General features: G+C 67.3%; 16 protein-coding genes. 10 read left to right on the top strand and 6 right to left on the bottom strand.

The genetic code is table 11. From position 1 onward, the window contains the following. Nucleotides 1–22 precede the first annotated feature (22 nt). The 4 genes from LPH33_RS24085 to LPH33_RS24070 all read left to right on the top strand — a co-directional run bounded on the left by LPH33_RS24085 (nucleotide 23) and on the right by LPH33_RS24070 (nucleotide 2,803). The gene (locus LPH33_RS24085) at nucleotides 23–433 is read left to right on the top strand and encodes a helix-turn-helix domain-containing protein (RefSeq protein WP_229566412.1); all 411 of its coding nucleotides are present in this window, start codon (nucleotides 23–25) and stop codon (nucleotides 431–433) included. 74 nt (nucleotides 434–507) lie between these two features. Beyond that, on the top strand, nucleotides 508–1,110 hold the full coding sequence (locus LPH33_RS24080; protein WP_420714503.1) for a PIN domain-containing protein: 603 nt from the start codon (nucleotides 508–510) through the stop codon (nucleotides 1,108–1,110). A 75-nt stretch (nucleotides 1,111–1,185) separates the two neighbouring features. Next, the gene (locus LPH33_RS24075) at nucleotides 1,186–1,368 is read left to right on the top strand and encodes a hypothetical protein (RefSeq protein ID WP_026061210.1); all 183 of its coding nucleotides are present in this window, start codon (nucleotides 1,186–1,188) and stop codon (nucleotides 1,366–1,368) included. 88 nt (nucleotides 1,369–1,456) lie between these two features. Then, on the top strand, nucleotides 1,457–2,803 hold the full coding sequence (locus LPH33_RS24070; RefSeq protein WP_229566409.1) for a phosphotransferase family protein: 1,347 nt from the start codon (nucleotides 1,457–1,459) through the stop codon (nucleotides 2,801–2,803). 4 nt (nucleotides 2,804–2,807) lie between these two features. On the opposite strand, the gene LPH33_RS24065 is transcribed toward LPH33_RS24070, so the two are convergent. From LPH33_RS24065 to LPH33_RS24055, 3 genes are read right to left on the bottom strand one after another with little or no spacing between them, the layout of a single operon-like run. After that, nucleotides 2,808–4,424: a cation acetate symporter gene (locus tag LPH33_RS24065; protein WP_016692584.1), complete on the bottom strand. Its 1,617-nt coding sequence runs from the start codon at nucleotides 4,422–4,424 to the stop codon at nucleotides 2,808–2,810. Further along, the gene (locus LPH33_RS24060) at nucleotides 4,421–4,795 is read right to left on the bottom strand and encodes a DUF485 domain-containing protein (protein WP_060652599.1); all 375 of its coding nucleotides are present in this window, start codon (nucleotides 4,793–4,795) and stop codon (nucleotides 4,421–4,423) included. The genes LPH33_RS24065 and LPH33_RS24060 overlap by 4 nt, the downstream gene beginning before the upstream one ends. Beyond that, the gene (locus LPH33_RS24055; protein WP_060652600.1) at nucleotides 4,792–5,289 is read right to left on the bottom strand and encodes a nuclear transport factor 2 family protein; all 498 of its coding nucleotides are present in this window, start codon (nucleotides 5,287–5,289) and stop codon (nucleotides 4,792–4,794) included. Before LPH33_RS24055 ends, LPH33_RS24060 begins: the two co-directional genes overlap by 4 nt. A 126-nt stretch (nucleotides 5,290–5,415) precedes the next feature. On the opposite strand from LPH33_RS24055, the gene LPH33_RS24050 reads away from it, so the two are divergent. The 5 genes from LPH33_RS24050 (at nucleotide 5,416) to LPH33_RS24030 (ending at nucleotide 10,601) form a co-directional block, all read left to right on the top strand. Next, a complete protein-coding gene (locus tag LPH33_RS24050; protein ID WP_229566408.1) occupies nucleotides 5,416–6,015 on the top strand; it encodes a TetR family transcriptional regulator in 600 nt (199 codons plus the stop codon). An 86-nt stretch (nucleotides 6,016–6,101) separates the two neighbouring features. Continuing rightward, nucleotides 6,102–7,298 (top strand): acyl-CoA dehydrogenase family protein, encoded by a 1,197-nt coding sequence (locus tag LPH33_RS24045; protein ID WP_059382647.1) that lies wholly within the window; start codon nucleotides 6,102–6,104, stop codon nucleotides 7,296–7,298. Then, nucleotides 7,295–8,035: a hypothetical protein gene (locus LPH33_RS24040; protein WP_060652603.1), complete on the top strand. Its 741-nt coding sequence runs from the start codon at nucleotides 7,295–7,297 to the stop codon at nucleotides 8,033–8,035. The genes LPH33_RS24045 and LPH33_RS24040 overlap by 4 nt, the downstream gene beginning before the upstream one ends. Beyond that, nucleotides 8,032–8,907: an alpha/beta fold hydrolase gene (locus tag LPH33_RS24035; protein ID WP_229566406.1), complete on the top strand. Its 876-nt coding sequence runs from the start codon at nucleotides 8,032–8,034 to the stop codon at nucleotides 8,905–8,907. The genes LPH33_RS24040 and LPH33_RS24035 overlap by 4 nt, the downstream gene beginning before the upstream one ends. Then, a complete protein-coding gene (locus tag LPH33_RS24030; RefSeq protein WP_229566404.1) occupies nucleotides 8,904–10,601 on the top strand; it encodes an AMP-binding protein in 1,698 nt (565 codons plus the stop codon). Before LPH33_RS24035 ends, LPH33_RS24030 begins: the two co-directional genes overlap by 4 nt. A 38-nt stretch (nucleotides 10,602–10,639) precedes the next feature. Here LPH33_RS24030 and LPH33_RS24025 read toward each other — a convergent pair whose 3' ends face one another. Both LPH33_RS24025 and LPH33_RS24020 read right to left on the bottom strand, forming a co-directional pair. Further along, entirely contained in the window at nucleotides 10,640–11,938 is a 1,299-nt protein-coding gene (locus LPH33_RS24025; protein ID WP_060652606.1) for an MFS transporter, read from the bottom strand. Nucleotides 11,939–12,013: 75 nt separating this feature from the next. Then, entirely contained in the window at nucleotides 12,014–12,343 is a 330-nt protein-coding gene (locus LPH33_RS24020) for a GYD domain-containing protein (protein ID WP_229566402.1), read from the bottom strand. 129 nt (nucleotides 12,344–12,472) lie between these two features. Here LPH33_RS24020 and LPH33_RS24015 point away from each other — a divergent pair, with 129 nt between their 5' ends. Continuing rightward, on the top strand, nucleotides 12,473–12,880 hold the full coding sequence (locus LPH33_RS24015) for a PPOX class F420-dependent oxidoreductase (RefSeq protein WP_229566401.1): 408 nt from the start codon (nucleotides 12,473–12,475) through the stop codon (nucleotides 12,878–12,880). 25 nt (nucleotides 12,881–12,905) lie between these two features. Here LPH33_RS24015 and LPH33_RS24010 read toward each other — a convergent pair whose 3' ends face one another. After that, on the bottom strand, nucleotides 12,906–13,487 hold the full coding sequence (locus tag LPH33_RS24010) for an HdeD family acid-resistance protein (RefSeq protein WP_041803490.1): 582 nt from the start codon (nucleotides 13,485–13,487) through the stop codon (nucleotides 12,906–12,908). Nucleotides 13,488–13,561 lie beyond the last annotated feature (74 nt).

The following is a 13,561-nucleotide window of genomic DNA, read 5'->3' as shown; positions in this document are numbered from 1 at the left end:
GTGGATGCAGGAGGTGTGGGCGATGGACGCAGTGATCGATCGTGGCGTGGGAAAGACGACGTTGACGGTGACATCGGATCAGGTGTCGCAGGCCGGAGCGTTCGACCCTGCGGATCTACTCTCGGTGGTGCCCGCGGAGCTGGCCGCAATTCTCACCGAAGTTGTGCAAATCGTCGCTGCGGGGGGCACGGTAACCATCGGTTCGATGCCGGAAGAGCTGACCACTACATCAGCGGCAGATCTACTCGGCATTTCTCGCCCGACGCTGATGAAATTGATCCGCGAGGGACAGATCCCAGGGCACAAGGTCGGGACCCACACGCGACTCCATACCGCTGATGTCCTCGCCTACAGAGATCGGCTGCGCGAGCAACAAAGGGCCGCATTGCAGGATCTGCGCGACTTCGAAGAAGCCGAGGGACTGGATTACTGACAGCCGGGAGACTCGTATGTGTATGTGGCGGTGGGGAGCCTATTGTCACACGCGTGAGTTCACGAGTGCCGAACGTGCTGCCGGACGCGAACGTGCTGTATTCGCGGACTTTGAGGGACTGGCTCTGTCTGCTGGCCAACAGATCGGGCCCTCCATTGTTCCACCTGCGTTGGACCGAGGACATCCTTGCGGAGTTGATATATCACTTGCGCAAGAAGCACCCACACTTCTCCGATCGCCAGATCGGAGGGGTGCGGGACAACATCATCAGAGTGGCTGTACACGGCCGAATCAAGGGATACGAGATCGATCCGGATCTGGCATATACAGACGAGTACGACGCGCACCTGCATGCCGCTGCCGAGCATGGTGATGTCCAATATGTCATCACCAGCGACAATGGATTCCACGACTTTGCGGTAGCTCATGACGAATTTCTCGGCTATGAGGTCTATACCCCGGACGACTTCTTGATGCTCGTCCACCGGGACGCGATCTCCACTGTCCGTGAAGCCCTGCTCGAACAGATCGTCTATCACCGCAGGCTCGGTCGACCCTTCAATCTGGCGGCTCGTCTCGAAGACGCACAGGCTCCAAACTTTGCTGCAGCGATCCGCAAGATGATGCAAGCACCGGCGGTGGCTAGAGCCCTCTCGTGTGTCCCTGAAGGTAGCTGAGACGACTCGGCTGATGCCGATCGGTTCTCACAGCCGCTACCGTAGCGTGAACCGGTGATGGGCGATGATGGAGGCATGCTGGAAACACCCGTCGTCATCGGTATCGGATCTATCTGCGTGGGGTTCGTCTTCTTCATGCTCGCCGCGACGGGCACGCGATCGCGCTGGGACAAGAAGATCACCATCACGCTCTTCGCGATCGCCATCGTCTTCATGACGATCATCCCGGTCATCGGGGCTGTGGGGTTCGCCGCCTGACACTCCGCGACGTCGCGGTGGAAGTGCTCGCACACCGCGGATCACCGTGGGAGTATCCACCGCAGGAAACCGAACAGGGGAGGTCGCGGTGGGTGGCGTCAGCGGTGAATTGAAAGACGAACTGACGAAGCGTCTTTCGTCGGTACTCGACGGCAGTTGGACGCTGCGGCGCATCGAACGGCTCACCGGCGGTGCCAGCCGCGAGACGTGGGCGATCACCGCGGCGTCGGCCACCGGCGACACCCGGGAGTTGATCCTGCGCCGCGACCCGCCGGGACGCGAGGACGCACGCAGGATCGCCATGGAAGCGGCGTCCTTCGACGAGGCCGCCCGCGTCGGCGTGCCCGTGCCCGACGTGATCGACCGCAGCGGCGACGAACCGCACCCCGGGATCGGCGCCTACCTCGTGATGTCGAAGGTGCCCGGCGAGGCACTGCCGCAGAAGTTGTTGCGCGACGAGAATCTGGCCGAGGTCCGCGCCGCACTGCCCTACGAACTCGGACGCATCCTCGCCCGGATCCACCGCATGGACATCGAGGCCGTACCGAACCTGCCGGAACACGACCCGCTGACCTCCCTGTTCGACGAGTACCTCACCAACGGCGACCCCGTGCCGACGCTCGAGGCCGCGTTCGCGTGGCTCCTCCGCAACCGTCCACCGGCGACCGGGAAGGCGTTCGTGCACGGCGACTTCCGCAACGGGAACCTCCTCGTCGACGCGGAGGGCGTGCGCGGGGTGCTCGACTGGGAACTGGCGCACGTCGGTGATCCGATGGAGGACCTGGGGTGGCTGTGCACCCGGACGTGGCGTTTCGGTTCGCCGCATCCGGTCGGCGGGTTCGGTTCCCGCGACGACCTGTTCCGGGGGTACGCCGACGAGTCGGGCGAGAGTCCCGATCCCGAGGTCGTCCACTGGTGGGAGGTCTACGGCTCGCTGCGGTGGGCGGTGATCTGCCGGATGCAGGCCACCGCTGCGGCGACGGGAGGCGACAACACCCTCGAACTGCTCGCCATCGGCCGCCGCGTCGCCGAGTGCGAACACGACTTGCTGGACCTGCTCGACGTCCCTCCCCACGACGAGACGGAGACTCCGCCCGCCACCCCACAGTTCCTCGGGGCACCGCCCATCGAGGAGCTGCTCGGGGCAGTGCGCGAGTTCGTCCTGGAGGTCGGGGCGGGCGCCGATGCGAAGACCCGCTACCGGAGCCGGGTGGCGGCGCACGTCCTCGGCATCGCCGCGCGGGAGGCCATCTTCGCCCCGGCGGTGCGGGAGACCTATCGGGTGCGGCTCGCCGGGCTCGGCTACCGCTCCGAAGCCGAACTCGCCCTCGGTGTGCGTGCAGGACGAGATCACCTCGACGACCCGCAGGTCGCCGAGGTGATCAGGGGGTTGGCCGCGAACCGGCTGAAGGTCGCGAACCCGAAATATCGCTGACGGATCAGTGCGTGGCGGCGACCTCCGCGCCGATGCCGGTCTCCGCGCGCACCAGCATCTCCGCGAACTTCTCGTCCTCGAGGCGGCCTCGTCCCCGACGCTTCTCGCCGACGATCGATCCGATCACGCACGCTGCAATGCCGAGCGGCATGGTGACGATCACCGGGAGCTGGATGGTCAGGGGAGCGGGGCCGCTGCCCATCCACAGGGCCTCGGTGAACATCAGGCTCACGACCGTCGAGACGAGACCGGTGAGCACACCCCAGACCGCGCCGGTGGCGTTGAAGCGCCGCCAGTTCAGACTCAGCACGAGAGCGGGCAGATGTGCACTGCCGGCCACCATGAACGCCATGCCCATGAAGAAGGTGATGTTGGTGTCGTCGCCGATGAGCATGGCCAGGCCGATGGCGAGGACGCTGAAGGACACGGCCCCGTACCGGGCGATGCGGGCCTGGGCCTGGTCCTCCCGGGCCTGCTCGTCCGCGTCGAGATTCTCGATCGGTTCCTTCCGCGTGACCGCCGGCCACACGTCGCGGGCGAAGGTGCCGGCCGCGGAGATCACGACACCGGCGACCACCGCGACGATGGACGCGAAGGCGACCGCGGCGACGAGTGCGAGCGCGATGGACCCACCGACCGTGCCGGCTCCGCCACCGAGTTCGGTGACGAGCACGGGTGCTGCGAGGTTGCCGCCGGGCCCGACGAGATCGGTGCCGTTCGGTCCGAGCACGGCCGCGGCGCCGAAGCCCATCACGATGACGATCAGATAGAACAGGCTGCACAGCGCGACGGTCCAGCCGAGCGAACGCCGTGCGGTCGTGGCCTCTGGGACGGTGAAGAACCGGATGAGGATGTGCGCCATCCCGGCGGTGCCCAGGGCGAACGCGAGCGCGTAGGAGACGAGGTTGATCGCGCTGGTCTGGCCGAAGATCAGGCCGGGGGACAGGATCGCGTCGCCCGCGACGGCGTTGTCGGTCGCGGCGTCGAGGACCTTCGGGAATGCGAACCCGAACTGCGCCAGGATGCCGAAGCACACGATGATCGCGAGCACCGACAGGATCGTCGACTTGATGACCTGCACCCAGGTGGTGGCGAGCATGCCGCCCACGAAGACGTAGATGCCCATGAGCGATCCGGCGACCACCACCGACAGCCAGAACGGGATGCCCGAGACGGATTCGAGGAGCACACCCGCGGCGACGAGCTGGGCGAGCAGCACGAAGGTGCCGGTGGCGATCGTGCTCAACGCGACCGCGACCCGCACGTTCCGTGAGTCGGTCCGGAAGACGAGGACGTCGGCGAGGGTGTACTTGCCGAGATTGCGCATCTTCTCCGCGAGGAGGAACAGCACCGGCAGGAACGAGATGACGGACGTGAACAGGATGACGGTGCCGTCGACGCCCTTGGAGAAGATCAGGCCGGTGGTGCCGAGGAAGCTGCCGGCGGAGATGAATTCGCCCGCGATGGCGAATCCGTTCTGCCAGCTCGAGATCGAGCGACCCGCGGCGAAGAACCCGTCGGCGCTCTTCGCGCGCCGGGACGCAGCGAAGGTCACCCACAGCGTCAGAGAGATGACGGCGCTGCAGATCGCGATGGCGAGATAATCGGCGTCACCGGTCATGATGCGACCTCCTCGGATGCGGGACGGTTCCGTTCGACGGCTGCGACGGCGTCGTCGACGGCAGGGCCGATGTAGGTGCGGGAGAGACGGAAATATGCCCAGACCAGCACCCAGGTTCCGGCGAACTGGGAGAACACCACCCACAGCGACAGCGGGATGCCGAGGACGTCGGTGGTTCCCAACTGGTCGGGGAATCCGATGAAGGCGACGAGGAAGGACGTGAACAGCACGACGGTGATGCCACCGAGCGTGTTGGTCACACGGGCGCGTCGGCGACGCAGTTCCGCGATCTCGGGAAGGTGGAGCATCCGCGTCCAGACGAACTCGTCCGTCGAGGATGCGGGGACGGCGCTGTTCACGGTGTCGGTCATGCCCGCACCGCCGCGCCGCGGGCGCTGTCGAGCGCGAAGAGGTTCTCGTCCCAACCGGCCTCGAGCGGGCCGAAGAAGTGGAAGCGCACCTGCTTGACCTTGTAGAGCCAGCGGCCGTCGATCTTGACGACCTCGTCGTTGTAGCGACCGGCCGCGATCGCGGGTGCGCCGTCGGTGACGCACGGCTGCCACAGGAACGAGCGCACGGTGGCGCGATCACCGTCGAGGTCGATCTCGAGGTTCGTGATGAAGTGCCAGAAGGAGGTCAGTCCGCCGTCGGCGAGTCCCGCGAAGAAGGTGCGCATCTCCTCCTTTCCTCGCGGGTGGGACAGGCCGTCGAACTCGCCGTCGTCGGTGAACAGCTCCATGAGCGCGTCCCAGTTGCCGTCGTCGAGGTGGCGGCAGTATTGCGCGTCGAGCTTCCGAATCGCCTCGAGGTCTTCGAGGCGGGTGATGCGGTCGAGCAGGGACGGTTCGGGATGGGGACTGGACACAGCAGATCCTCCGTTGTGCGTGGTTATTAACAACCGTTCATGTGAGCTGGACCATAACAAGGGCGGACATGCCCGTCAACGGGAGGGTTCTTGCTGGTCGGCGCGATGTGTGCCTACTGTGCAGGGATGAACAGCCGGTCGAACGGTGCCTCCTCGTCCATTCGGGAACGGATTCTCGAGACCGCGCTCGACGAGTTCTACGAGTGCGGATTCCACGGGGCGACGATGCGCAATATCGCCAACGCCGCAGGTTGCAGCGCTGCCAACGTCTACAACCACTTCGAGAACAAGTCGGAACTGCTCGTGGAAATTCTCCGTCGCGCGAGCGACGAGCAGTTCACGGCGACCCGCAACGCCCTGCGCAAGGTCGGCGACGATCCGGCCGAGCGGTGGCGCGCGGCGGTCGCGGCCCACGCGCTGTACACCGCGCGGAATCCGCGGGCCTGCCTCGTGGCGAATTCGGAACTGCGTTATCTCGGTCCGCTCGATCGCAAGCGTGTGGTGGGCTCGCGCGACGCGCAGGAACAGCTCTTCGTCGACATCGCGGAAGATGGTGTGGAGCAAGGACTTTTCACACTCGAGCGGGTACATCAGGGGGTCACCGCGGTGCTGACGATGTGCGCCGGCATTCCCCTCTGGTTCCGGGAGGACGGCCCTCTCTCGGCGCAGGAAGTCGCCGACGATTTCGCCGGATATGCGCTCAATCTGGCCGGATATTCGCGTTGAACCGTTGACGAGTCATAGGTGCCGTGCTGTACTGGGTGAACAAGCGTTAATGACCTACTCCGGTCCATCGAAGGAGTGCACCTCCCATGACTCACCGCCCCTCGCAGCCGCGCACCGATTCCCCGCGCTATCTCACCGAGGAACGCCTCGCGATCCGCGACCTCGCCCGCGACTTCGCAATGACGAAGGTGCTGCCCGTCGCCAACGAACTCGATCCGGTCCAGGGCACCATCCCCGACTCCCTCAAGAAGGAGATGGCCGAGATCGGCTTCTTCGGGATCATGATCCCCGAGGAACACGGCGGGCTCGGTCTCGGCGTCTTCGAGTACTGCCTCGTGGCCGAAGAGCTGTCGCGGGCATGGATGAGCGTGTCGGGTCTGCTCGCCCGCGGCAACGGCATGGGCGGTGGCTTCACCCCCGAGCAGGAGGCGGCACTGCTGCCCAAGGTCGCGCGCGGTGAGTACCTCGGCGCGTACGCCCTGTCGGAGGCCGAGGCCGGATCCGACGTCGCGAACATCTCGTGCCGGGCCGTGCGCGACGGCGACGAGTGGGTCGTCAACGGCACCAAGATGTGGTGTACCTACGCCGACGAGGCCGACTATCTCGTGCTCTTCGCCCGCACCGATCCGAACAAGGACCCGGCCAAGCCGCACCGCGGTATCAGCGCCTTCCTCGTCGAGAAGGAACGCGGCGTGTTCCCCGAGGGCATCTCGGGCACCAAGGTCCGCAAGATCGGGTACTTCGGGTGGAGCACCTGGGAACTGTCGTTCGACAATTTCCGCATCCCGGCGGACAAGATGCTCGGCGAGGAGGGCAAGGGGTTCTATCTCGCCGTCTCCGGCCTCGAGGTGGGGCGCGCCCATACCGCCGCCCGCGCGATCGGTCTCGCTCGCGCCGCACTCGAGGATTCGATCGAGTACGTGCACACCCGCCGCCAGTTCGGTCGTCCCATCGGTGATTTCCAGCATCTGAGGTTCAAGATCGCGAAGATGGCCGCCGACATCGAGGCCGCACGCCAGCTGATGTACTCGGTCGCCACCGACATCGACACCGGCCGGCGGTGCTCACTCGAGGCGTCGATGTGCAAGCTCGTCGCCACCGAGATGGCCGAGCAGGTCACCAGCGAGGCCGTGCAGATCCACGGCGGTGCCGGTTACACCACCGACTTCCAGGTCGAACGCCATTGGCGCGACGCGCGTCTGACGAAGATCTTCGAGGGCACCAGCGAGATCCAGATGCGCATCATCTCCGACGAACTCCTGGGAAGGCCCGAGCAGGCATGAGCGCACACACCGTCACCCGCCCGCTCACCGTCGGGGACCGCACCGCCTCGGAACCCCGTGCCGTGGCCGATGTCCTGACCGGCTCCGGTACGGTGGCACCGCCGAGCTCACCCGTCCTCGGTGCCCTGGCCGTCGCCTCGCTCGTCCCGCCCGTTCCCGGTGGCATCCCGTCCGGATTTTCCTGGAACGCACACGATCCGGTCTCCGACTCGGACGTCGTGTCCGCGGACACCGTGATCACCCGCGTATCCGGACGGACCGCGCGCCGCTACGTCCGGCTCGTGGACGCGACCGGCACGGTACGCGAATCCGGCACCGAGGCATGGGCCTTCGACGACGAACTGCCGTGGGTTCCCGAACTGGACTTCTGCACACCGGCCTGGGGTGCCCTGCTCGCCGAGAGCCTCTCCGAGGACCCGGAATTCACTTCGTCGCTGTCCACCTGGGACGGCACCATCGGACTGCGCAGCGGCGAGACCGAACTGCACCTGCGCATCTACAAGGGACGCATCGTCGACGTCACCCGGCGCACCCCGCACGGCGCGACGTTCACCTTCGTCGCACCCGATCACGCCTGGGCCGATCTCGTCCTGTCCGAGGAGAACGACTTCATGCGCCGCGCCATCCGCGGCGAATTCTCCTCCACCGGGGATGGATACGAGTACCTGCGCCTGACCAAGCCGCTCAACACGATCATCGGGCACGCCCGTGCCCTCGCCCGAAAGGCCCGCTCATGATCGAGGCCCGCTACCTGGAGATCGGCGGAGCACTCGGCTTCGTCGAGATCGTCACTCCCGACGCACGATCCGGCAACGCGCTCGACGCGACCGACCTGCCCGCCGTCCTGTGCATCCACACCGCCGGTCAGAGCGGCGTGCAGTGGCGCCATGTGGCCCGTGATCTCGCCGACCGCGGCTACCGGGTGATCGTCCCCGACCTGCCCGGCCACGGACGTTCCGAACCCGCACTCGGTGGTCCCGTCACGAGCCTGATCACCTACGGCGACTGGCTGTGCGAGGTGCTCGACGCGCTCGGCATCGACCGGCCGTTCGTCATGGGCTGCTCGATCGGCGGCAAACTCACCCTCGAACTCGCGACGCGCCCGGACCGTCCGCTGTCCGGCGCCGTCGCGATGGAAGCCGAACCCGGCCCGGGCCGCGTCAACGTCGCCGGTCTGCGCCGCGAACTCGAGGACGTCGCCGGACCGTCGCGCTCCGAACGCACCTATCTGGGAACTCTTGCATCCGTGGGTCGTTCGGTCCCGGAGGCGAAGGCGCACACGATCGCGCTCATGCACAAGCGGGAGGATCCGGAGATCTCGTCGTCCGACTTGATCGGCTGGGGAACCCACGACGTGCGCGACCGCCTCGACCGGGTGACCGCACCGATCCACCTCGTCGCCGGCGTCGACGACCCGTGGATCGACCCCGACGCCGTGGCCCGGGCCGCGGGCACCATCAACGACGCACTTCCCGGACGCGCCCGCTTCACAGCACTGGCCGGTATCGGGCACTATCCGATGGAGGAGATCGACGACTTCGCCGCGCTCGCCGACACCTGGATCGGTGAGCTGTGCCGGGTCGCTGTTCCCGAGGAGGCAGCGCTGTGACCACCACCCGCACCGACACCCTGCCCGCACTGCTCGACGGGCTCGTCGCCGCGAACCCGGATGCCCCGATCGCGTACGACATCGTCGACGACGTGGCGGTGGCCCGTAGCCGCGGAGAGTTCCGCGACCGGGTCGAGGCCGTGCGCAGCGAACTCGACGGTATCGGCCTGCGCGCCGGCCAGTGCATCGCGGTGATGTTGCCGAACTGGTCCGATGCACTCGTGTGGCAGTTCGCGGCGTCCGCGCTCGGCGCCCACGTCATCGGTGTCAACACCCGCTACAACACCCGCGAGGTCGCGCACATCCTCACTGCCGCGCGACCTGCCGTCGTGGCCGTGCCGGCCGCCTTCCACGGACTCGACCTGTTCGGCCGGCTCACCGAGGCCGCGGCGTCCGTCCCCGACGTGGCCACCCCGGTGGTCGCGGTGGTGCCCGGACCGGCGAACGCCTCGGCGTCCCCGGCCGACTTCGACCTCGGCGGCGGCGCATGGACGGCCGGTAGCGGCGACACGCGTGGCGCGAGCGCACCCGAGACACCCGATACCGCGACACTGACCCCGGCCGGGATCGACGACGATCCCGAGGACCGGATCGCGGTGGCGTTCACGACGTCCGGTTCCACCGGTGTGCCCAAGCTGGCCGCGCACCGCGGCAACGCGGTCGTCCGTCACGGACGCGCCGACGCCGTGATCATGAAGGTCGTCGAGGGCGACGTGGCGCTGTGCGTGCTCCCGGTCTCGGGTGTCTTCGGTTTCAGTACCGCGATGGCCGCGCTCGCCGGTGGGGGAGCGCTGCTCATGGAGACGGTCTTCGACCCGGATGCGGTCCTGCGCCGGATGCACGAGGTCGGGGTCACGCACGCGGTGGGCGCCGACGACCTGTTCGGCCGTCTCTACGATGCCTGGCACGACGGTGAACGCGTCGACCTGTCGGCACTGCGCTGGGTCGGTATCGCCGACTTCCTCGGCCGCTCCCACGAGATCGCCCGATGGCTGCGCGACGAATTCGGCACCCACACCTCCGGGGTGTTCGGTTCGTCGGAAGTGTTCGCTCTCGCGATGCTGTGGAACGCCGACGATCCGGAATCGGTGCGCTGGAACGGTGGCGGACGCGCGGTCGACACCGCGATCGAACTGCGGGTCGCCGATCCCTACGACGATCGGGTCCTCCCGGCCGGTGAGCAGGGCGAACTGCAGTTCCGCGGCCCGAACGTCGTCGACGCCTATCTCGGCAACCCCGACGCCGCCGCGCGCGCGTTCACGGCCGACGGCTGGTTCCGCAGCGGCGACCTCGCCGTCGACCTCGGCGACGGGGGTTTCCGTTACGTCTGCCGGATGGGCGACGTCCTGCGCCTACGCGGCTTCCTCGTCGACCCCGCCGAGATCGAGACGCGTCTGGCGGAGCATCCAGGCGTGGCCACGGCCAAGGTCGTCGGAATCACCGGCGACGGCGGCTACACCGAGGCGATCGGTTTCGTCGTCCCCACCGACGACGCACCCGCAGACACGACCTCGGAGACCCTTCGGGCCTGGTGCCGCGAGACCCTCGCGGCCTTCAAGGTGCCCACGGCGATCCACGTCATCGAACGGATGCCCACCACGGTCGGTGGCAACGGATCGAAGATCCGCGCCGTGGAACTGCGCGAGTGGGCCCGCGAGTGGGCGGGTTCCGAACGCGACTTCCGAACCGGATAGCGCCCTGCGTCGTCACGATCCGCACGCGGTCGCATCGCTCAGTTGCGGCCCATCGGTGCGGTCGTGGCGACGCGGCCCCTGGTGAGGATCGACAGCGACGCGGCGACCGCGCACAGGGACGCTCCGGCCCACCACGCGTAGGTGTAGGTGCCGAGGTTGTCGCGGATGACGCCGGCTCCGAAAGCGGCCGCCGCGGCACCGATCTGGTGGGAGGCGAACACCCAGCCGAACACGATGGTTCCGCGGTCGCCGAAGATCCGGCGGCACAGCATCGCGGTCGGCGGCACGGTGGCGACCCAGTCCAGGCCGTAGACCACGACGAACAGGATCATGCTGGGGTGCACGGACTCCTGCAGCAACCAGGGCAGCAGGAGCAGTCCCACGCCGCGGAAGGTGTAGTAGAAGGCCAGGAGTTTGCGGGGGTCGAACTTGTCGGTCAGCCATCCGGAGGCGATGGTGCCGACGATGTCGAAGATCCCGACGGCGGCCATGAGGCTCGCCGCGGTGGTCGTGGGCATGCCGTGGTCGTGGGCCGACGGGATGAAGTGGATGCCGACGAGTCCGTTGGTGGTGGCTCCGCAGATGGCGAAGGCGATCGCGAGGGCCCAGAACGCCCGGTGTCGCACCGCGAAGGCCAGCCCTTCGAGAGCCCGGGCGACGGCACCGCCGGTCGCTCGTGCCGGCGGCAGATAGGTCTCGGGGTCGGCTCCGTAGGGCAGGACGCCACGCTCGTCGGGATGATCGCGGATCACCGCCCACACCAGCGGGACGACGACGAGCGCCGCCGTGGCGATCACGAGGGAGGCCTGCCGCCACCCGACGTTCTCCGCGAGCGCGGCGACGGGAGGCAGGATCACCAGCTGACCGGTCGCGGAACCGGCCGTGAGGATGCCCATCACCAGACCGCGACGCTCGACGAACCATCGGTCGGCGATGGTCGCCGCCAGGACCAGGGCCATCGACCCCGTGCCGGTACCGATGAGCAGTCCCCAGAACACGAGCAACTGCCACGAGGCGGTCATGGCGACGCTGCCGGCGGCGCCGAGCGCCACGAGGAACAGTGCGGACGAGATGACCCGGCGCATGCCGAACCGATCCATCAGGGCGGCGGCGAACGGTGCGACGAGTCCGAACAGGACGAGATTGATGCTCACCGCGAGCGACATGACGCTCGTCGACCAGCCGAACTCGTCGTGCAGCGGCACCATGAGCGCGCCGGGTGCAGCCCGGAAGCCGGCGGCGCCGAACAACGCGAGGAAGGCCACCGCGGCGACCCACCATGCCGGGTGGATCCGGGCCGGGCGGCGGTCGCTGCGCTGGGCCGGGCGCACACTCATCACGAATTCACTTTCTTCGAGAAAGCAACAGGATGAGCAGACGATACCCAGCAGCTCGTCGTGGGAGACGAGCGGTCAGCTGCCCGAGCTCCCCGGCGTCCGGTAACTCGCGTCGCGGCCCGCGGCCTCGTCGACCTGTTCGGGGGTGAGCAAGGCGATCGGCGTGGAGCGCGCGGCGCCGGATGCGATGGTGCGGAGTTCGAGTGTCGCGGCCGCGATCTCGTCGGGCACCTCGCCGAGCACGTACAGATCGTGACCACCGAGCGCGAAGTGCACTGAATCGACCGTCCCGCCCACGCTTTCGACCATCCGGACGATGGCGTCGCGCCGGGACGTGCCACCGTCCGTGAGCAGACCGCGGGCACCGTCCGCGGTGTAGTTCACCTGCCAGAGATATCGCGGCATGATCGTCTCCTTTTCGGGGGATGTCGACCTCCATGGTCGGTCCTCCTCACGTCGTCGCGGACGGTTTCGCCGGTAATCGAGGCCTAGTCTCGATACGAAAGACCGCATCCGTCATCGAAAGGGAGTGCCGTGCCGAAACGACCCATGCCCGAGGCCGTCGCCGAATTCCTCGCCCAGCCCAACTACGCCACGATCAGCTCACTGCGCCCGGACGGTCATCCGGTGTCCGTTCCGACCTGGTACGTCTTCGAGGACGGCCGCATCCTCGTCAACATGGACTCCACCCGCAAGCGCCTCGAATACCTGCGGAACGATCCGCGGGTGAGCCTGTCGGCGATGGATCCGCAGGACTGGGTCACGCACGTGAGCCTCCAGGGACGGGTCGTCGAACTCGCCGACGATCCGTCCCTGGAGGACATCGATCGGATCGCTCGCCACTACACGGGCAAGCCGTACCACGCGCGTGACGGCAAGCGCGTGAACGCGTGGATCGAGATCGATCGCTGGCACGCATGGGGTCGTCTGCGCAACGCCTGAGATCGATCGGGGAGAAGACCGGCGGTCAGATGACGCCGGCCTTCTTCGCCGCGCTGCGCGCTTGGAACGCCAGGATGATGAGCAGCACGCCGAACAGGATCGCGTAGATGCCGAGCAGCACGATCAGGCTCAGGATGCCCTCGCCGGGGAAGATCAGCAGCACGATGCCGAACAGGACGGCGACGACGCCCGCGAGCACCGACCACACCCATCCGGACTCGGGGACCTTCCGGAAGCGGATACCGCCGACGATGCCGGTGATACCGAACAGGATGGCGTAGAACGCGATCACGTACAGCAGTGCCAGTGCGGTGATGCCGGGCCAGAACAGCGCGACGAGACCGGCGAGGACGGAGACGACACCCATGGCGAGCCACCAGCCCCAGCCCTCGGGCTTGTCTCGGACCGACTGGACGACCAGCACGATGCCGTCGATGATCGCGTAGGCCGCGAAGACGACCACCAGAGCCCAGACGGTGATGCCGGGCCAGACGAGTGCGACGACACCGAAGAGGACGGCGAGGATGCCGCGCAGCAGCACCACCCACCAGATCTGCTTCAGCAGTGATCGGAACGGATCGTTGGAAGAAACCGAGCTCGTGGACATGACGGCTCCTGGCGTGTGATGTGATCTTGTAGCCCAGAGGATAAGCGCGGTTGTGGTGCTGCGCGTGCCGAATC

This window comes from Rhodococcus sp. RDE2, from assembly GCF_020885655.1.
Classification (GTDB): Bacteria; Actinomycetota; Actinomycetes; order Mycobacteriales; family Mycobacteriaceae; genus Rhodococcus; species Rhodococcus pyridinivorans.
Note: the sequence above shows the minus strand (reverse complement) of the source record. Positions and strands in the feature narration are given on the sequence as shown.